Origin of the sequence: Micromonospora sp. C97 (assembly GCF_018070385.1) — a bacterium.
In the GTDB taxonomy this organism is placed as follows: domain Bacteria; phylum Actinomycetota; class Actinomycetes; order Mycobacteriales; family Micromonosporaceae; genus Micromonospora; species Micromonospora parva.
Genome location: NZ_JAGPXU010000020.1, coordinates 95,257 through 113,368, shown reverse-complemented (window position 1 = coordinate 113,368; position 18,112 = coordinate 95,257). Strand labels below are relative to the sequence as shown.

The 18,112-nt window shown below is 73.5% G+C and carries 15 protein-coding genes; 8 read left to right on the top strand and 7 right to left on the bottom strand.

All coding sequences use genetic code 11. The annotated features are described in order from the left end of the window. The 3 genes from KBX26_RS23300 to KBX26_RS23290 all read left to right on the top strand — a co-directional run. On the top strand, positions 1 to 3,018 hold a 3,018-nt coding region (locus KBX26_RS23300), incomplete at its 5' end, for an SCO7613 C-terminal domain-containing membrane protein (RefSeq protein WP_210866422.1). 137 nt (positions 3,019 to 3,155) lie between these two features. Next, complete coding sequence (locus tag KBX26_RS23295; protein WP_210866421.1) at positions 3,156 to 4,208, top strand: acyl-CoA desaturase; 1,053 nt, start codon at positions 3,156 to 3,158, stop codon at positions 4,206 to 4,208. A gap of 221 nt (positions 4,209 to 4,429) precedes the next feature. Continuing rightward, positions 4,430 to 5,584, top strand: a complete 1,155-nt coding sequence (locus KBX26_RS23290; RefSeq protein WP_210866420.1) for an FHA domain-containing protein — start codon at positions 4,430 to 4,432, stop codon at positions 5,582 to 5,584. Between the two features lie 52 nt (positions 5,585 to 5,636). Here KBX26_RS23290 and rocD read toward each other — a convergent pair whose 3' ends face one another. From rocD to KBX26_RS23275, 3 genes are all read right to left on the bottom strand, one after another. Then, positions 5,637 to 6,851: an ornithine--oxo-acid transaminase gene (gene rocD / locus KBX26_RS23285; protein ID WP_210866427.1), complete on the bottom strand. Its 1,215-nt coding sequence runs from the start codon at positions 6,849 to 6,851 to the stop codon at positions 5,637 to 5,639. Further along, the gene (gene ddaH / locus KBX26_RS23280; RefSeq protein ID WP_210866426.1) at positions 6,851 to 7,666 is read right to left on the bottom strand and encodes a dimethylargininase; all 816 of its coding nucleotides are present in this window, start codon (positions 7,664 to 7,666) and stop codon (positions 6,851 to 6,853) included. The genes rocD and ddaH overlap by 1 nt, the downstream gene beginning before the upstream one ends. A 421-nt stretch (positions 7,667 to 8,087) precedes the next feature. After that, positions 8,088 to 8,984, bottom strand: coding sequence for a thrombospondin (locus tag KBX26_RS23275; RefSeq protein ID WP_307857887.1), 897 nt, complete (start codon positions 8,982 to 8,984; stop codon positions 8,088 to 8,090). 184 nt (positions 8,985 to 9,168) lie between these two features. Here KBX26_RS23275 and KBX26_RS23270 point away from each other — a divergent pair, with 184 nt between their 5' ends. Beyond that, positions 9,169 to 9,978 carry an Fpg/Nei family DNA glycosylase gene (locus KBX26_RS23270; protein ID WP_210866419.1) on the top strand — a complete coding sequence of 270 codons (810 nt, stop codon included), beginning with the start codon at positions 9,169 to 9,171 and terminating at the stop codon, positions 9,976 to 9,978. 26 nt (positions 9,979 to 10,004) lie between these two features. Here KBX26_RS23270 and KBX26_RS23265 read toward each other — a convergent pair whose 3' ends face one another. Then, entirely contained in the window at positions 10,005 to 10,886 is an 882-nt protein-coding gene (locus KBX26_RS23265) for an aminoglycoside phosphotransferase family protein (protein WP_030333064.1), read from the bottom strand. A gap of 83 nt (positions 10,887 to 10,969) precedes the next feature. Between KBX26_RS23265 and KBX26_RS23260 the strand changes: the two genes are divergently transcribed. The 3 genes from KBX26_RS23260 to KBX26_RS23250 all read left to right on the top strand — a co-directional run bounded on the left by KBX26_RS23260 (position 10,970) and on the right by KBX26_RS23250 (position 13,849). Continuing rightward, positions 10,970 to 11,395: a nucleoside deaminase gene (locus KBX26_RS23260; RefSeq protein WP_030333066.1), complete on the top strand. Its 426-nt coding sequence runs from the start codon at positions 10,970 to 10,972 to the stop codon at positions 11,393 to 11,395. 235 nt (positions 11,396 to 11,630) lie between these two features. Next, complete coding sequence (locus tag KBX26_RS23255) at positions 11,631 to 12,896, top strand: AGE family epimerase/isomerase (protein ID WP_030333068.1); 1,266 nt, start codon at positions 11,631 to 11,633, stop codon at positions 12,894 to 12,896. Further along, positions 12,893 to 13,849, top strand: a complete 957-nt coding sequence (locus KBX26_RS23250; protein WP_030333069.1) for a carbohydrate kinase — start codon at positions 12,893 to 12,895, stop codon at positions 13,847 to 13,849. The genes KBX26_RS23255 and KBX26_RS23250 overlap by 4 nt, the downstream gene beginning before the upstream one ends. Before the next feature lie 159 nt (positions 13,850 to 14,008). Here KBX26_RS23250 and KBX26_RS23245 read toward each other — a convergent pair whose 3' ends face one another. Genes KBX26_RS23245 through KBX26_RS23235 form a run of 3 tightly spaced genes read right to left on the bottom strand, consistent with a single transcriptional unit; the run spans position 14,009 to position 17,589 of the window. Next, positions 14,009 to 15,022, bottom strand: a complete 1,014-nt coding sequence (locus tag KBX26_RS23245) for a substrate-binding domain-containing protein (RefSeq protein ID WP_030333071.1) — start codon at positions 15,020 to 15,022, stop codon at positions 14,009 to 14,011. A 27-nt stretch (positions 15,023 to 15,049) separates the two neighbouring features. Continuing rightward, a complete protein-coding gene (locus KBX26_RS23240; RefSeq protein WP_030333073.1) occupies positions 15,050 to 16,429 on the bottom strand; it encodes an FAD-dependent oxidoreductase in 1,380 nt (459 codons plus the stop codon). 23 nt (positions 16,430 to 16,452) lie between these two features. Next, a complete protein-coding gene (locus KBX26_RS23235; RefSeq protein WP_209444569.1) occupies positions 16,453 to 17,589 on the bottom strand; it encodes a glutamate--cysteine ligase in 1,137 nt (378 codons plus the stop codon). Between the two features lie 162 nt (positions 17,590 to 17,751). Here KBX26_RS23235 and KBX26_RS23230 point away from each other — a divergent pair, with 162 nt between their 5' ends. Then, on the top strand, positions 17,752 to 18,045 hold the full coding sequence (locus tag KBX26_RS23230) for a DUF6412 domain-containing protein (RefSeq protein ID WP_245233654.1): 294 nt from the start codon (positions 17,752 to 17,754) through the stop codon (positions 18,043 to 18,045). Positions 18,046 to 18,112 lie beyond the last annotated feature (67 nt).

The window sequence follows — 18,112 nt, the reverse complement described above, 5'->3', positions numbered from 1 at the left end:
GTGGGGGTTGGCGGGCGGGCGTTGATCCTGACCGCGTTCACCGCGCTCGCCCTGGGTGTGCCGCTGCTGGCGGTCCGCCGGGGGCTGCGCGGTACGGCGGAGACGTTCGCCGCGGTGGGGTTGCTGCTGGTGGTGCTGGACGGTTACGCGGCCTGGTCGGTGAACCTGGCCGGCGTGGCCGGCTGGCCGGGCAGCCGGTACGCCGCGCTGGTCGGGGGGGCCAGCGCGGCGGTTGCCGTGGCGTACGGCAGGTGGAGCGGGTTGACGGGGCCGTGGTTCGCCGCCCTGGTGGCCGCTCAGCCGGCGTTGCCGCTGCTCGCCGCCGAGACCGGGGCGGGGGCGGCCGGGTGGGCGCTGATCCTGCTCGGGGTGGCGTTGCTGAACCTGGCCGTGCTTGCCGCGCTGCGCGGCCGGGAAGGGGCGGCGCAGCTCGTCGGTCGGGTGCTGGCCGGCATCGCCCATGTCGCCGCGCTGCTGAATGCTGCGGCGTGCGCGCTGGTGCCGCTGGTCAGCGGGCGGGCGGGGGGCTCCGCACTGCTGGCCGGTGTGCCGCTGTTGCTGGTCGTGCTGGTCGGGCTCGGTGCGGCCGGGCTCGTCGGGGGGCGGGCGCTGCGGGCGGTGGCGGCGGGGCTGCTGGTGCCGGTCCTCGCCGGCGCAGCGCTGCGCCCGGTGGCCGAGCTGCGGCCGTCAATGCTGCTGCTCGCCACGGCGGCGGTGGCGCTCGGGTTGGCCGCTGCCGTGCGGCTACTGCCGGCGGCGCGCGGTGGCGACGGTTGGCGGGCCGGTGCGCGGGCCGGTGCGCTGTTCGTCGCGGCGGGCACGGCACAGGTGACGGTGCTGATCACCATCGGGCTTGCGGCCGCCGCCGTCGGCCGGTCACTGCCGCCGTGGGGTGGGGCTGGGCTGGGATCGGACCTGCGCTGGGGTTGGCAGTTGGCGCCCGCCGTGGCGCTGGCGGTTGGCGCGGCGGTGCTCCTGCTGCCCCGCAACGCGCGGGCGGTGCTCGGCACGGCCGGTGCGGTGGCGGTGCTGTTGGCCGTGCCCGCCGGCTGGACGGCCTCCTGGGCTCAGGTGGTCGCCGTCGACCTGGTCGGCGGGGTCGCGCTGCTGCTCGCCGTGCTGGCCCGCCCGGCCACCCCGCCGGTCGCCCTGCTCACCCGTGCGCTCGGCGGTGCCGTCCTGCTCGGGCACGGGCTGCTTGTCGCACTGGCCGCCCCGACCGGCGCCCTGGTGGCGCTCGGCGTTCTCGCCGCGCTCGGGCTGGCACTGGGCGTACGACGGGGGGTCGGGGCGTACCGCGAGGTGGCCGGTGCGGGTCTGCTGGTCGGGCAGCTCACGCTGCCCGCGATCGCGGCGGTGGCGCTGTTCGCCGCGGGCACCCCGCCGTGGTGGCAGGCCCGGCTCGCGCTGGCGGGGGCCGGGCTGTCGCTGGTCGCGGCGCTCGCGGCGCGTCGTCACCGGGTGGAGCTGATCGGGTACGCGCAGACCGGCGCCGTCGTCGCGGTGGCAGTGCCCGCCCTCGCGCCGCTGGTCGGGGCGGGTGACGAACCGCTCGCGTTGTACGCCGCCCTGGCGGCGCTGGGCGTCGCGGTCGTCGCCTGCTGGGTGCCGTCGGTGAGCGACTCCGGTCCGGCGGCCCTCGGGGACCGGCCTTCGGCAGCCGAGCGCGAGCCGGCCCGGTCGGCGCTGTTGCTGGCTGCGGGCGGGACGCTGGCGGCGGTGGCCGTGCTGGTGGCCCTGCCGACGGTGCTGACCGCGCTCGGGTCGCCGCACGGCGGGCGGGGCCGGGTGTGGTCGGGGGTTCCGGCTGTCGTCGCCGACCCGACGGTGCTCCCGGTGGGGTTCGCGCTGGTCGTGCTGGCGGTGGCCGGGGCGCTGGCCGGTCGGCGGGTGGGGCTGCCGGTGCCGGCCGCCCTGCCGTTCGTCGCGGCGGCGCTGCCGGTGCTGCTCATCGCGATCGGGGCGCCCTGGCCGGTGCTGCCGGCCGCCGTTCTGCTCGCCGGGCTGGCCGCGCTGCTGTTCACCGCGCTGGCCCCGCCCCGCCCGGTGCTCGCCCCGGTCGCCGTACCGGTGGGCGTGGTGCTGGTGGCATCCGGTGTGGCGGGTCTGCTGGCCACCCGGGCGGCGACGCTCGCGGCCGAGGCGGTGCTGCTGGTGGCGGCGGTCGCGGTCGCCGTCGGGGCGCGCAGGTCCGCGGTACGGGTCGTCGGTTGTCTCGCCGCCGTGGGTGTGGCGTCCGCGTTGGCGGTGACCGCCCCGCTCGCCGGCGGGCTGCCGTTGCGGGCGGCCGCGTACCCACTGCTGGGGGTGGCCGCGGTGGCGCTGGCCGCTGCGGCGCTCACCCCGGCGCGGGCCCGGCTGGGACGGGTGCTGGATGCCGCCGCGCAGGCTGTCGCGCTGGTGGCGGCGGTGTTCGCCGTCGAGGTGGCACGGCATCTCGCCACCGTCTGCGTGCTCTGGGGTGTCGCCGTCGCGCTGCGACTGCTGCGCCGGGGTGAACCGGCCGGTCGACGGTGGGTGTTCGCCGGGATCGCCGCCGGCAGCGAGTTGCTCGGGGCCTGGGTGCTGCTGGCCGGCGGTGGGGTGACGGTGCTGGAGGCGTACACACTGCCGGCTGCGGCGCTCGCCGTCGGCGCGGGTCTGCTGGCGCTGCGCACCCGGCCGGGGCTGACCAGCTGGCCGGCTCTCGGCCCGGGGCTGGTGGCGGCGTTGCTGCCCAGTCTCGTGTCGGTGCTGGCCGGGCCAGACCCGCAGCCGTGGCGGCGACTGCTCCTCGGCGCGGCGGCGGTCGGCGTGGTGCTCGCCGGCGCGACCCGCCGGTGGCAGGCGCCGGTGCTGCTCGGCGGCGGGGTGCTGACGCTGTTGGCACTGCACGAGGTGGCCCGGGGGTGGGATCTGCTGCCCCGGTGGATCTATCTGGGGGTCGGCGGGCTGGCGCTGGTCGGGCTCGCCGCCACCTACGAGCGACGTCGACGTGACCTGGCTCGACTGCGCGCGGCAGTTGGGCGGCTGAGTTGAGTTTGAAGTCAGGAAGGTAGGGCCTGCCCTACCCACTATTCGGGGGTTGTCGGGGTTACTCAGCGCTACCGCGATCGGGAGACTTGACATTAAGCCCGAACCACCCTGGTACGGGCGCAAGCGGAACGGGAGCAGCGATGGCGCTCGGAGCGGTGGCGGAACCGCCGGTACGACGGCGAGGCAGTGACTACGCACAGTTGTCCCGACGGATCAGCCAGGCGGGCCTGCTGGAGCGGCGTCCCGGCTGGTATGTCACCCGCATCGTGCTCACCCTCGGTGCCTTCGTGGCCGGCTGGGTGGCCGTGTTCCTGCTCGGCGACTCCTGGTGGCAGCTCCCGCTCGCGGCGGTGATGGCGGTGGCCACCACCCAGGTCGCGTTCCTCGGTCACGACGCCGGGCACCGCCAGATGTTCCGTCGGCGTGGTCCCAGCGAACTGGTGGGGCTGTTCGCCGGCAACGTGGCGGTGGGGATCAGCTACGGGTGGTGGGTCGACAAGCACAACCGGCACCACGCCAACCCGAACCACGAGGACGAGGACCCGGACGTCGGCGCGGGTGCCCTGGTGTGGACGCCCGAGCAGGCGTTGGAGACCCGCGGGATCAACCGCTGGATGGCCAAGCGGCAGGCGTACCTCTTCTTCCCGATGCTCCTGCTGGAGGGTTTGAACCTGCACGTGGCGAGCATCCGGGCGATCATCGGCCGGGAGCCGAACGGCGGGTACACCGTCCCGATGCGGCACCGGGCGGTCGAGGCGGCACTGCTCGTCGTGCACACCGCCGCGTACGTGGCACTGCTGTTGGCTGTCATGTCCCCGGTCAAGGCGCTGCTCTTCGCCGTCGTGCACCAGGCGTTGTGGGGCCTCTACATGGGCTGCGCGTTCGCGCCGAACCACAAAGGCATGCCGATGCCGACCGCCGAGGACGAGTTGGACTTCCTGCGTAAGCAGGTGCTGACCTCCCGCAACGTGCGGGGCAGCCGGCTGGTGGACACCGCGCTCGGCGGTCTCAACTACCAGATCGAGCACCACCTGTTCCCGAACATGCCGCGCGCCAACCTGCGCCGGGCCCAGCCGATCGTCCGGGCCTACTGCGTCGAGCAGGGCATCCCGTACGCCGAGACCGGATTGGTCGAGTCGTACCGGCAGGCACTCGGTCATCTGCACGAGGTGGGGCGGCCGCTGCGCGGCTGAACACACCAGGGGGAAGGCGGGGGCGGTGCCGGGCGGCACCGCCCCCGCCTGCGTACCGGGTCGATCGACACCCTGCTACCGCTGGTCGATGCCGTCCGTCGTCCCCGGTAGGGTCGGCGCATGGCAGACCTGCTCACCGCGGGAGCGGTGCGAGATGAGCTGGGCGGGCTGACGGGCTGGTCCCCGACCCGGCGGATCGACGACATCGTCGGGAGCGTGGCATGAGATTCGAGATCAGCAAGGTGCTGGACGCCATCGAGGGGCGGGTCTGCACCGACCCGTCGCTGGCCCGGGCCGTGGTCGACCTGGCCGAGGTGATCCGCTACCAGGACATTGATGGTGGTCGGCGGGCCAGCCTGCTGCGCCTCGGCATGGTCATCGACGCGCTCTCCCGCGAGTTGGAGGAGGACAGCGTCCAGGTCTACGCGGTGGTGCACCGGGCATTACTCTCCGACGCTGACCTCACCTCCAACGAACGGATGGTGGTCCGCCGCTGGGCCGACGACGGGCTCGTCGAGGTGCTCGACAACCCGGGTGACCGGATGTTGGAGGTCGCCGACCTGCTCGGTCTGCCGGTGCTCAGCCGGGTCCGCTTCGACGGGTTGCGCGGTCGGTTCCCGTGGCTGGTCGAGCAGCCCGGTCGGGTGGTCGCTCCGGTCCCCGGCGCCGGTGGGCCGGTGTTCATCGCGCACGTCGGCGGGGGTCACGCGCCGGTGGCCGGCAAGCGTTCGCCGACCGGCGTGAAGCTGCTGGCCCGCCAGTGGCGCTGCCCGGAGTCGGGCTGCGCGTTGTTCGGCGGCGGTGGTGGGGGCGGCGCGTTCGCCGACCTGGCCGGCGGTGCCGACCGCAGCCCTGCGGCGCAGCCGCCGCCCGCGCTGCGCAACGGCGTGCCGACCTGCCCCCGGCACGGCGCACGGCTCGGCGACGCCGGGCCGCGCCCGCGTACCGAGGTGCTCGCGGTGCGCGTCGGCGGCCTCGTCCGGCGGCGGTTCGTGCTCAGCGAGGAGCAGCCGGTGGTGGCTGGTCGGGCCCCCGAGCAGGACGGCGGGATCATGCTCGGGCAGTGGCTCAACGACGAGGCCCGACGCTGGATCAGCCGTGGTCACGTCCGCTTCGAGCTGCGGGTCGGCGAGGTCATCGTGACCGACGTCAGCACCAACGGTTCCGGCATCCGCCCGGCCGGTTCGATGGCCGAGTCGGACCGGATCCCGCTGGCCCCGCAGCAGTCCCGGGTGCTCGGTGAGAACGACATGGTGGAGCTGTACCCGGGCGTGCAGATCGGCCGCGCCGAGGAGTTGCCCACCGGCGCTCCGTTCACCCCCACCTCGGTGATGGCCGAGGCCCCGACGATGGCCATGCGCCTCCCCCGACCCTGACGCGGAAGGCGGGCGTCGGAGACCCGACGCCCGCCTCCCACCACGTTCTGGGTCAGCCGGCCAGCACCTCGGCCAGAGCGGCCACCGCCAGGTCGATCTCCTCCTCGGTGATCACCAGCGGTGGGGCGAGTCGGATGGTGGAGCCGTGGGTGTCCTTGGCGAGGATTCCGCGCGCCATCAGCCGCTCGCACGCCTCCCGGCCGCTCATCAGCGCCGGGTCGATGTCCAGACCGGCCCACAGTCCACGGACGCGTACCCCGACCAGGCCCTTGCCGACCAGCCCTTCCAGGCCGGCCCGCAACCGCTCACCCAGCTCGGCCGAGCGGCGCTGGAACTCGCCGGTGGCCAGCAGCCGGACCACCTCGACCGCCACCGCGCAGGCGAGCGGGTTGCCGCCGAAGGTGGAGCCGTGCTGGCCCGGCTTGAGCACGCCGAGCACGTCCGCGTTCGCGGCCACCGCGGACACCGGCACGATGCCGCCGCCCAGCGCCTTGCCCAGCAGGTACATGTCGGGCACGACGCCCTCGTGGTCACAGGCGAAGGTCGCGCCGGTACGCCCCAGACCGGACTGGATCTCGTCGGCGATGAACAGCACGTCGCGCTCGGTGCAGACCTGCCGTACGCCGGGCAGGTAGCCCTCCGGCGGCACCACCACACCCTGCTCACCCTGGATCGGCTCCAGCAGCACTGCCACCGTGTTCTCGTCGATCGCGGCGGTCAGCGCGTCCAGGTCGCCGTACGGCACGACAGTGAAGCCCGGGGTGTACGGCCCGAAGTCGGCGCGGGCGTCCTCGTCGGTGGAGAAGCTGACGATGGTGGTGGTCCGCCCATGGAAGTTGCCCTCGGCGACCACGATGTTGGCCTGCCCGGGGGCCACGCCCTTGACCTGGTAGCCCCACTTGCGGGCCACCTTGATGCCGGTCTCCACCGCCTCGGCGCCGGTGTTCATCGGCAGCACGAGGTCCTTGCCGCACAGCTCGGCCAGCTCCCGGCAGAAGTCGGCGAACTGGTCGTGGATGAACGCCCGGCTGGTCAGCGTGAGCCGGTCCAGCTGGGCGTGCGCGGCGGCGATCAGCTGCGGATGCCGGTGACCGAAGTTCAGCGCGGAGTAACCGGCCAGGCAGTCCAGGTAGCGCTTGCCGTCCACGTCGGTGAGCCACGCGCCCTCGGCGGACGAGATCACCACCGGCAGCGGGTGGTAGTTGTGCGCCGTCCAGCGCTCGGCGTCCCGGACCGCTCCCGGCGTCCGCAGGATGTCATCCACTATCACTTGCTTGCCTTTCCCTGACGGAGTCGCAGCGTGCAGCACTTCGGTCCGCCGCCGGCCTTACGCAGCTCGGACAGGTCGACACCGATGGTTTCGTAGCCCCGGTCGCGCAGCTTGGCGGCCAGGTCGGTGGCCTGCGCGGGCAGCACCACGTGCCGCCCGTCGCTGACCGCGTTCAGCCCCAGCACCTCGGCGTCGGCCATGGTGGCGTGCACCGCGTCCGGGAAGAGCCGGCGCAGCACCGCCCGGCTGCCCGGAGAGAACGCCTCGGGCAGGTACGCCACGGTCCGCTCGTCGAGCACTGTCAGCGCGGTGTCCAGGTGGTAGAAGCGCGGGTCGACCAGTTGCATGGTGATCGCCGGGTAGCCGAAGACCTCCTGCAACTGGGCGTGTGCGGCGTGTGCCGTGCGGAAGCCGGTGCCGGCGAGCAGGTGGTCACCGGCCAGCAGGACGTCGCCCTCGCCCTCGTTGACGTGCTTCGGGTCGTACATCTCGAAGCCGGCGGCCTCGAACCAGGCCCGGTACGCCGGCGCCTCGTCGGCGCGCTGCGGGTCACGGAACTGCACCGCCATCGCCTTGCCGTCGATCACGGTGCCGCCGTTGGCGGCGAAGACCATGTCGGGCAGGCCGGGCACCGGAGTGATCTCCTCGACGGTGTGGCCCAGGTCACGGTACGTCTGGCGCAGCTGCTCCCACTGCCGGACGGCCAGCGCCGCGTCGACCGGCGCGCTCGGGTCCATCCAGGGGTTGATGGCGTAGTCGACGGCGAAGTACGTCGGCCGGCACATCAACAGGCGCTGGCTGGTGGCGTCCATCGTCATTGTCCTGCTCCCAGGGGTCGGGCGCGCCCGGCCACCGTGGCCCACGGGCTGGCGCCGTGACTCAACGTTATGCGGCGTCAGCGGCAGGATCCACCACCGAGAGTTGCGCAGACCGAAGATTCGTTGCGTCTGGGCGGTTCCCGGATGTGATTCGTTGCGTCACGGCGGCGTCCGTCGGAAATCGCGCTTCCGGCCACCCGGCGACGGGCCGCTCGCCCATCCGGCGGCGTCGCTGCGCCGGGGAAGTCGTCGTCGTCCCTGTCGAGGGACTGTCAACCCCCGGACACACTTCAGGGGCGGCGAACCGCCGCCCCTGAAAGGGTGTCGCCCGGCCGGTGAACCACCGGACTGGTCGGGCTGCCGGCGAACCGCCGGCTGTTCGCCGGTGCATCACCGGCGAGCGGAACAGTGCCCGCTAGAAACGATCGACAAACTGTGAGTCAAGCCACTCGCGGAAGCGCTGCACCCAGTCGCCGTCGGTGGTCGGCCAGTCGAACTGGCCGGTCATCGCGAGCACCCCGATCACGACCGCGGCCAACCCGATCAGCACGCCGAAGAGCGCGTCGGTAGTGCCGGCGACGTGCCGACGGCGGGTGGCCATCAGGCCGAGCACCGCGAGCACCGCACCGAACGCGCCGAGGCCGATGCCGTACCCGGCCAGGGTGCCGGTCAGCACGAACATCGCGCCGGCGACCGAGACGATCAGGCCGAGCGTGGCGAGCAGGCTGGCCCGCGGCTTCGGGCCCCGCGTCACCGGCGGCTCGGGCGTGGTGACGCCCGGAGTCGGGTCGACGGGGCGGTCCGTGGTGGCCCGGTCGGTGGTGTCGGGCCGCCGGGTGACGCTGTCGCGCTCGGCGGTGCGTGCCGTGCTCGGGGTGACGGTGGGCCGGGCGTCGGTCTCCGCAGTCTCTGCGGTGCCGGTGCGGGCCTGGGAGGCGCCCGGGTGGGTCGTGCCGGACACGGGCTCGGGTGCGACGGGACGGGTGGCGCCGTTGGACGGTTCGGGCGCGACCGGGCGAGCGGTGCCGGCCCGGGGCTCGGGCTCCACCGGCCGCGCGGTGGCGGCGCGGGCAACCGCCGCCCGCTCGTTGGCCCGCCGCTCGGCCTCACTGGTCTGACCGTCGGTGGCGCCCGCGCTGCGGTACGTCGTCTGGTCGGCGTCGCGGTCGGTGACCACCGGCCGGCCGGCGTTGTCACCGGTCGGGCCGGTCCCGGTGACCGCGGTGTCGCGGCCGTCCACGCGGCCGTCGAGGTTCTCGTCCCGCGTCGGTGCCGGCTCGGACCGGCGGGACAGCGAAGGAATCCTGACCACTACACACCTCCTGATGAATGCGTGGTGGCCGACGGAAAGGGTGGCACCCACGCGGTATCGCACCTCAAATACCCACCTGGGCGTTTCCTGACACCAATCCTGGGTACGAGCGCCGAGCCCGGCTGATGCGGGCCCTGATCGGCGCGCGGCCCGGGCCGGGCGGGACTGGCTATCCTTGGCACCCGTGCCAGAGGGACACACGATCCACCGCCTGGCGGCCCGGCACGCCGAGCTGTTCGCCGGGGACAAGCTGCACGCCGCGAGCCCGCAGGGTCGTTTCGCCGAGGGTGCGGCCCGGCTCTCCGGGACCGTGCTGGACGGCACCGAGGCGTACGGCAAGCACCTGCTGCACCACTACGCCGGTGAGCTGACCCTGCACGTACACCTCGGGCTGTACGGCAAGTTCGCCGACGGGCCGGGGGAGCCGCCGGAGCCGGTCGGCCAGGTGCGGCTGCGGCTGGCCAGCGACCGGCACTGGCTCGACCTGCGTGGCCCCACGGCCTGCGAGCTGCTCACTCCGCCCGAGGTGGCGGCACTGCGGGACCGCCTCGGGCCGGATCCGTTACGCGGCGACGCCGACCCGGAGCGGGCGTACGCCCGGATCTCGCGCAGTGCCACACCTCTCGCCGCGCTGCTGCTGGACCAGTCGGTGGTGGCCGGCACCGGCTTGATCTTCGTGACCGAGGCGCTGTTCCGGGCCGGGCTGTCGCCTACGATGCCCGGCCGGCAGCTGACCGGAGCCGGTTGGGACGCGCTCTGGGCGGACCTGGTCGGGCTGATGCGGCTCGCCGTGGAGCACGGCCGCATCGACACGGTCCGCGATGCGCACCTGCCCGAGGCGATGGGCCGCCCGGCCCGGGTGGACCGGCACGGTGGCGAGGTGTACGTCTACCGCCGCCCCGGGGCGCCCTGCCACGTCTGCGGCACCGAGATCAGCCGTGGTGAGCTTGCCGGGCGCAACCTCTACTGGTGTCGTACCTGTCAGGTGGATTGAGCCGGTCGTCCTGACGCTGAGCGGCTTCAGTCGGCGTCGAGCAGCCAGCGGACCACCTCGATATTCTGCGCAAAGACAACGTCGTCGGCGACGCTCCAGGCCAGCGTGTGCCCGATCGTCCAACCCCGAGCCCGCTCCCGGTCCAGCCCCAGCTCGGCACAGAGCCGGTCCAGCCGGTGCCGGACGGCGGCCGGTGAGTGCCCCAACTCCTGGCCGCGCACCATCGGCACCACCGAGAACTCCCGTTCCCCGGTCAGCGGTTTCGGGTCGATCGCCAGCCACGGCCCCCGGTCGCCGGGGAGCGCGTCGGCGGCGAGCACGTTGCCGGCGTGCAGGTCCTGATTGACCAGCACCTGCTCACCCTGGCTCGACGCCAGGTCGCCGAGCAGGTCGAGCGCCGCGTCGAGCAGCCGCCGCTGGTACGGCCGGCCGGTCCGTTCCCAGGCCCGGGGCATCCGGTCGATCCAGCCGGCGGCCTCCTGCGCCAGCGGGGTGAACGGCGCGCCGGCCGGTCGCCAGAGCCGGGGGAGCAGCCCGATCACCGCGTCGAGCGCCCGGTCCGGCGGAAGGTCGTGCAGGGGAGTGCCGGGCTGGCAGCGTTCCAGCAGCAGGGCGCGCCGCCCGGGGTCGTGGGCGAGCAGGCGGATCGCCGCGTCACCGTCCCAGTGGGCCAACGCGTCGGCCTCGTGCCGGCTCTCCTCGTCGGGGTACTGGAGCTTCAGCACCGCCGCCGTGCCGTCGGGCAGCTGAGCGGGGAGCGCCAGCGAGGCGTACGCGTACCGGAAGGGTGGGTCGAGTCGCAGCGACCACTGCTGCGCGCACTCCGCCAGCCACGTCGGGAGGGTGGCCAGCCAGGCGCGACCGGCGGGTGATCCGCGTACCCAGTCAAGTCCCTCGGGCAGATCCATCTGGTCCTCCTGGGCTGTCACGGCGTTCCTGTGCCGGTCCACAGTGGCTAGCGTGGACGGGTGCAGATTGGCGAGGAGGATCGATGACCCCCGACGACGAGAAGTTTCTCCGCCAGGCCGTGGAGATCGCCAGGCGGGCTGGGGCGTCCGGCGAACGGCCGTTCGGCTCGCTGCTTGTCGACGCGGCCGGCGTGGTCCTGGTCGAGGACCACAACACGGTGGTCTCCGACGCGGACATCAGCGCGCATCCGGAGTTGAAGCTGGCCGTCTGGGCGGCCCGGGAGCTTCCGCCCGAGGTGGCTGCCGGCACCACCATGTTCACCAGTTGCCAGCCCTGCGGGATGTGTGCGACAGCGATCGAGCGGTCTGGCCTCGGCCGGGTGGTGTACGCGCTGTCCAGCGAGCAGTTCGAGGAGGTCAAGCCGCCCACCCCGGCGCTGCCCCCGGTCCGGTACGAGGGGCCGGCGCTGTTCGAGGAGGCACGTCGGCCGATCGACGACTACTACTGACCGAAGCTGTCCCGCTGTGGTGTGACGCAGCCGGAATTGACAGTCGGCCGGCTGCCGGAGCAGGGTTGACCGGTGACAACGATGTCAACGGACAAAAGGGAAGGGATTGTGTGCATGATCCTCTCCCTACCGCACCCGGTTCGCGGTGTCCCCTTGACGGTTTCCCGGCGCGGACCCGGTCTGTCCGCCGATCCTGGCCGTATGTCCCTTTCCTACCCAACGGTGACCAGCTGAGATGACCGACGTGCCCCGATCCGACGCCGCAACGACCCCCGCTCCGGCGGGGTCGACAGACCTGCCCGATCTGGACGACTTCCTCGCCGACCAGACCCGGACCTTGCTCGACACCGCCCGCCGCTCGGTACGGGCCGAGGGCGGCTTCTGGTGGTTGACCGACGACCGCACCCCGGATCGGGGCGAACCGATCCACACCTGGATCACCTGCCGGATGACCCACGTGGCAGCCCTCGCCCATCGCAACGGCGACCCGGACGCCGCCGCCCTGGTCGACCACGGGGTCGCCGCGCTCAGCACGCTGCTGCGCGACGACCGGTACGGCGGCTGGTTCAGCGCGGTGGACCAGCAGGGCGCACCCGTCAACGACCGCAAGGCCGGCTACGACCACGCGTTCGTGCTGCTCGCCGCCTCCAGCGCGGCGCGCGCCGGACGGCCCGGCGCGGACCGCTTGCTCGCGGACGTGCTGGCCGTCGTGCGGGACCGGTTCTGGGACGAGGACGCCGGGGCGGTCCGCGAGTCGTGGAACCGCGACTGGACGGTCACCGAGGACTACCGGGGCGCCAACAGCAGCATGCACATGGTCGAGGCGTTCCTCGGCGCTACCGCCGCCACCGGCGACGCGAGCTGGGCCGACCGGGCCCTGCGGATCGCCACCCACCTCGTGCACGGTGAGGCGGCCCGGCACGACTGGCGGCTGCCCGAACACTTCACCACCGACTGGTCGCCGCTGCCCGACTACAACCGGGACCAGCCCGCCGACCCGTTCCGGCCGTACGGCTCCACCATCGGGCACTGGCTGGAGTGGGCCCGGCTGCTGCTGGAGCTGGAGGCGGTGCTGCCGCAGCCACCCCGCTGGCTGCTCGCCGACGCCCGCGCCCTGTTCGCCGCCGCCGTGCGTCGCGGCTGGGCCGCCGACGGCGCGGACGGCTTCGTCTACACGATCGACTGGGACGACCGGCCGGTGGTGCGCTCCCGGATGCACTGGGTGCTCGCCGAGGCCGTCGGTGCGGCGATCACCCTGCACCGGCGCACCGGGGACGCGGTCTACCTCGACTGGTACCGGGCCTTCTGGGCGTACGCCCGCCGCAGTCTCATCGACCAGACCGGATGGCGGCACGAGTTGGACGCGCAGAACCGGCCCGCCGGCACGGTCTGGCACGGCCGACCGGACGTCTACCACGCCTACCAGGCGGTACTGCTGTCCCGCGCGGCCGACGGGCTCGGTGGCCCCGGCCCGCTCGCACCGGGGGAGGTGACCGCGTGATCGTCGTCGCGGGTGAGGCACTGATCGACCTGGTCGTCACCGCCGAGGGTCAGCGGGCGGTGCCGGGTGGCTCCCCGGCGAACGTCGCTGTCACACTGGCCCGGCTCGACCAGCCGGTACGACTGCTGGCCCGGCTCGCCGACGACGAGTACGGTCGGCAGCTCGTCGAGCACCTGAGCGCCAACCGGGTGGACCTGGGGTGGGCGGTGCACGCCGAGGAGCCCACGTCGGTGGCGGTGGCCACGCTGAACGCCGCCGGGCAGGCCAGCTACGAATTCCGGCTGGCCGGTGCGGCGGACTGGCAGTGGACGCCGCGCGAGCTGCCCGAACTGGCCGGAACACCGGCGGTCGCGTTGCACACCGGATCCCTCGCGCTCGCGCTGGCCCCCGGTGCGGAAGTGCTGGAGGGCCTGCTCGCCCGGGAACGCCAGCGGGACGGGCTCACCGTCTCCATCGACCTCAACCTGCGGCCGAGCATCGTCACGGACCGGGCGGCGGAGCAGGAGCGGGTACGCCGGCAGATCCGCCTCGCGCACCTGGTCAAGGCCAGCGACGAGGATCTGGCCTGGCTCTACCCGGACCGGTCGCTGGCCGACGTGATGACCGAGTGGCGGGCGGCCGGGGTGTCCTGCGCCGTGGTGACCCGGGGCGGCGAGGGTGCCTGGCTGCTCGCGCCCGACGGCTCGCTGCACGAGGAGCCGGCGGTGCGGACCACTGTTGTCGACACCGTCGGTGCCGGCGACTCGTTCACCGGTGGCCTGCTGGCCGCGCTGGCCGACCTCGACGCGCTCGGTGACCGGCCAGCCGACCGGCTCGCCGCGGTGACCGGGCCGCAGTGGGGTGTGGTCCTCCGGCGGGCCGCCACGGTGGCCGCGTTGACCTGCGCCCGCCGCGGCGCCAACCCGCCCACCCGCGCCGAGGTCGAAGCCCTCCTCACCACCAACCCCGCCTGACCCTGCCCGCGCCGCCCCTCCCCACCTCCGCGATCTTGCGCTTTCTGTCCCGGCAGAGCGGGCGATATGCCGACAAAGCGACAACAGAAACCGCAAGATCGCGCGTGCGGTGGGGTGGGGTGGGGTGCGGTGTGGGTGCGGGGCCGGGGGAGGGAGGGGTTAGGGGAGGCCGCGCTTCAGCAGGGTGGTGGGGAGGACCGTTGTGGAGGGCGGGGTGTCGTCGCCGGCTATCCGTTGGAACAGTCGCTCGGTGGCGACCCTCGCCAGCTCCCGGGTGTCGTACGCGACGACGGTCAGCGGCCGGGGCATCAGGTGGGCCAGTTCGAAGTCGTCGAAGCCGACCAGCGCGGCGTCACTGCCCCGCCGGTGCAACTCCTGGAGCGCACCGACGGTGAGCCGGTTGTTGGCGCAGAAGAACGCGGTGGGCGGCTCCGGGAGGTCGAGGAGCGCGGCGACCGCCCGCCCGGCCTCCTCGGGAGCGATGAGCCGTTCGCGGACCAGCGAATCGTCCGGCTCGACTCCGGCGGCGTCCAGCGCCGCCCGGGCCCCGGTCAGCCGCTCACGCATGGTGGGCACACTCGGCGCGCCGAGCAGCAGCCCGACCCGCCGGTGCCCCTCGTCGAGCAGCGCGTTGACCCCGGCCTGACTGCCGCCCCGGTTGTCCAACAGCACGGCGTCGGCTTGCAGCCCCTGCGGCGGCCGGTCCAGGAACACCACCGGCATGCCCAGCTCGACCTCACGCCGCAGGAACGAGTGGTCGAGGCCCGCCGGCACCACCAGCAGACCGTCGACCCGGCGTTGGGTGAAGTCCTGGAGCAGGGCGCGTTCCCGCTCCGGGTCCTCCTCGGAGGACGCGGTGATCAGCATGGTGCCGTGGGCGGCGGCGATCTCGGCGGCGACGCTGGCGATGGTCGCGTAGAACGGGTTGGCGATTTCCTCGATCAGCAGCCCGACGGTGGCGTTGAGCTGCCGGGAGCGCAGGTTACGAGCGATGTCGTTGCGCCGGAAGCCCAGCTCGGCGATGGCGGCCAGCACCCGGCCGACCAACTCCTGCCCCACCGGCTCGTCGTTGACGACCCGGGAGACCGTCTTCAGGCTGACGTCGGCCCGCCGGGCCACGTCGACCATGGTGGGGCGCCGACGCGTCGTCGGCCGGGTCGGGGTCTGGGTCACGGGGTGGTCCTCCACGGCGGGCGCGGGTCAACGGTCGAGCGCGGCGAGCGCGTCGACCGCTTTTCGGGCGGCGATGAGCACCGGATCCCACACCGGCGCGTACGGCGGAGCGTAGCCCAGGTCCAGCTGCGTCATATCGTCCACCGTCATGCCGTTCCACAGCGCCACGGCCAGCGTGTCGATCCGTTTGGCCGCCTCGGACCAACCGACGATCTGCGCGCCGAGCAACCGGCCGCTGGGACGCTCGGCGATCAGCTTGACCGTCATCGGCCGCGAACCGGGGTAGTAGCCGGCCCGATTGGTCGACTCGGCGATCACCGAGACGAACTCGAAGCCGGCAGCCTTGGCGTCGCGTTCGCGCAGACCCGTCCGACCGACCTCCAGGTCGCAGACCTTGGTCACCGCCGTGCCGATCACGCCCGTGAAGGTGGCGTACTCGCCGCCGATGTTGATCCCGGCGACCCGGCCCTGCTTGTTGGCGTGCGTGCCGAGCGGCACGTGCACCGGCAGCCCGCTGACCCGGTGCAGGGTCTCCACGCAGTCGCCGGCCGCCCAGATCCCGGGGAGCCCGGGCACCCGCATCCGACGGTCGACCCGGATCGCTCCGGTCGGCCCGAGAGGCAGCCCGGCCGCCTCGGCGAGCGCGGTGTTGGGGCGTACACCGAGACCCAGGACGACGACGTCGGCCGGGATCGACCCCTCTTCGGTGACCACGGCGGACACCCGGCCGTTGTGCTCCTCCAGGCCGGTCACCGGCAGGCTGCCCCGGATCGTGATGCCGAGGCCGCGCATCGCGTCGGCGACCAGCTCGCCCATGTCGCTGTCCACCGTCGACATGGGCTGCTCGCCCGCCTCCACCAGGGTCACCGAGAGGCCGCGTTGGATCATGGCCTCGGCGATCTCGACGCCGATGTATCCGCCGCCGATCACCACCGCCCGGCGCGGCTGAGGGTCGGCGTCGAGCCAGTCGCGCAGCGCCGCCCCGTCGTCGAGGGTCTGCATGCCGAACACCCCGTGCGCGTCGGTGACCGCCCACGGTGGCTTCACCGGCACCGCGCCGGTGGCGTACATCAGGTCGTCGAAGCGTTCACGGACCTCGCCGCCGTCCTCCAGGTTCTGGGCCACCACCTCGCGGCGCTCCAGGTCGATGGTCGTGACCTCGTGGCGCATGCGGACGTCCATCGCGTGCTCCCGGCGGAAGACCTCCGGATCGCGGGCGATCAGCGCCTCGGGGTCGGGCACCAGCCCGCTGATCCAGTACGGGATTCCGCACGCCGAGTAGGAGGTGAAGTGGCCGCGCTCGAAGACCACGATCTCCAGGTCGTCGCGACCACGGCGGCGTCGGGCCTGGGACGCCGCCGACATTCCGGCGGCGTCCCCGCCGATGACGATCAGCCGTTGGGCCACGAGTTCATCCTGTCACGCGACGATCAGCCGCGGGTCTGCCGCGCGACGTCCTGCACCACGTCGGTGAGTTGGCCGGTGCGCTCGAACACGGCGCGCTGCCGTGCCGCGCCGCTGCCGTGCCGGCGCAGCCCAGCCAGCAGGTCGGTCACCTCGGCCCAGTCGCCGTGCTCCTCCAGCGCCGGCCGCATCCGCTCGACGAACCGGTCCAGCAGCTCCCAGGCCGGGGCCAGCTCGCCCGTGGTGACGTCGACGCCCTCACCCTCGAGGCCGTCGTGGGCGGCCCGCCAGTGCGCGCCGACCAGCAGGTGGTGGTCGGTCCGCAACGCCGGGCGGCCGGCCTCGACATCCGCCATCGCGGTGGCCACCAGCGCCCGGACCAGGGCGGCGACCAGCACCGCGTCGTCCACCGACGGGCAGACGTCGCCGATGCGCAGCTCCACCGTCGGGTACTTCGCCGACAGCCGGGCGTACCAGTAGAGCATCCCCTCGTCCAGCATCACCCCGGTGGAGATCAACTGGCGGATCAGCCGCTGGTAGTGCTCATGCGACTCCAGGAACGGCGTCGGCGCCACCGACGGCCAGCGCTCCCACTCCACCGAGCGCCAACTGGCGTAGCCGGTGTCCTCGCCCCGGGCGAACGGCGAGTTGGTGGTCACCGCCTGCAGCATCGGCAGCCACGGCCGGACGTGGTTGAGCACCTGCACGCCGGTGTCCGGGTCGGGCACCCCCACGTGCACGTGCATCCCGTTGTTGCCGGGGCCGGGAACGAGCAGCCGGAACCGCTCGATCATCCGGTCGAAGCGGGGCTTGTCCACCACCGGTGGCACCGGGCCGTCCACCGGGCCGGTGCCGATGGCGAGCAGGCGTACGCCGGCCCGTTCGGCGGCGTCGGAGAGCGCCCGACGCAGGACGCCCAGGGAGTGCCGGATCGACGAGAGCTCCAGACCGGGCGGGCTGCCGATCTCGATCTGACTGGTCTGGAACTCCCGCTCCACCTGCCCGCGGAGTTCGGCCGGAACCTGCTCCATGACCAGGTCCACGGCCGGAACCGCAGCCCCGGTGTGCGGGTCGACGAGCAGGAACTCCTCCTCGACACCCACGGTGAGCAATCCGGTCGCCGCAGCCATGTCGCTGGGCACCTCGGCCACCTGACCGGTCATCGACATCACCCGTCCGTTTCCACCGTTCGCGGTCCGTCCGCGTCGGTCCGCCGTTGGTTACCCAACGTGGCGATGCCGGGAAACGTGGCGGCGACACGTCGTACTGGGGTCGGGCCGCCGGATTCGGCTGGGCGACGTGACAGCGGGTCCTATGCTGAGCCCGTGCCGGTGCTGCTGGGCTTTGTCGGGGTCGCGTGGATGTCCGCGTTCGCCCAGCTCACCCTGCTCGCGGGCCGCCCGGCCGACCTGCTCGCGGGTGCCGCATTGACCGCCCTGGTGCTGCTCGCGGTGGTGCTGGCGGCCCGGGTGCGGGACCGGGCGGGCGCGTCCGGTGCCGGGCCACGGTGGGCTGGTCTGCGGGCCCGCTCCCGAAGTCGCCGAATGCCCCGCCAGATCGACCCGGATGCCGCCGGTCGCCCTCGTCCCCGTGCTCCGGGGCACCCCTCGGCCGCGTAGCGCCCCGCCGCCGCGCGGCCGATCCCGCCGTCACCGGCCCCCTCGCTGAGCGGACGCCGCCCGGGGG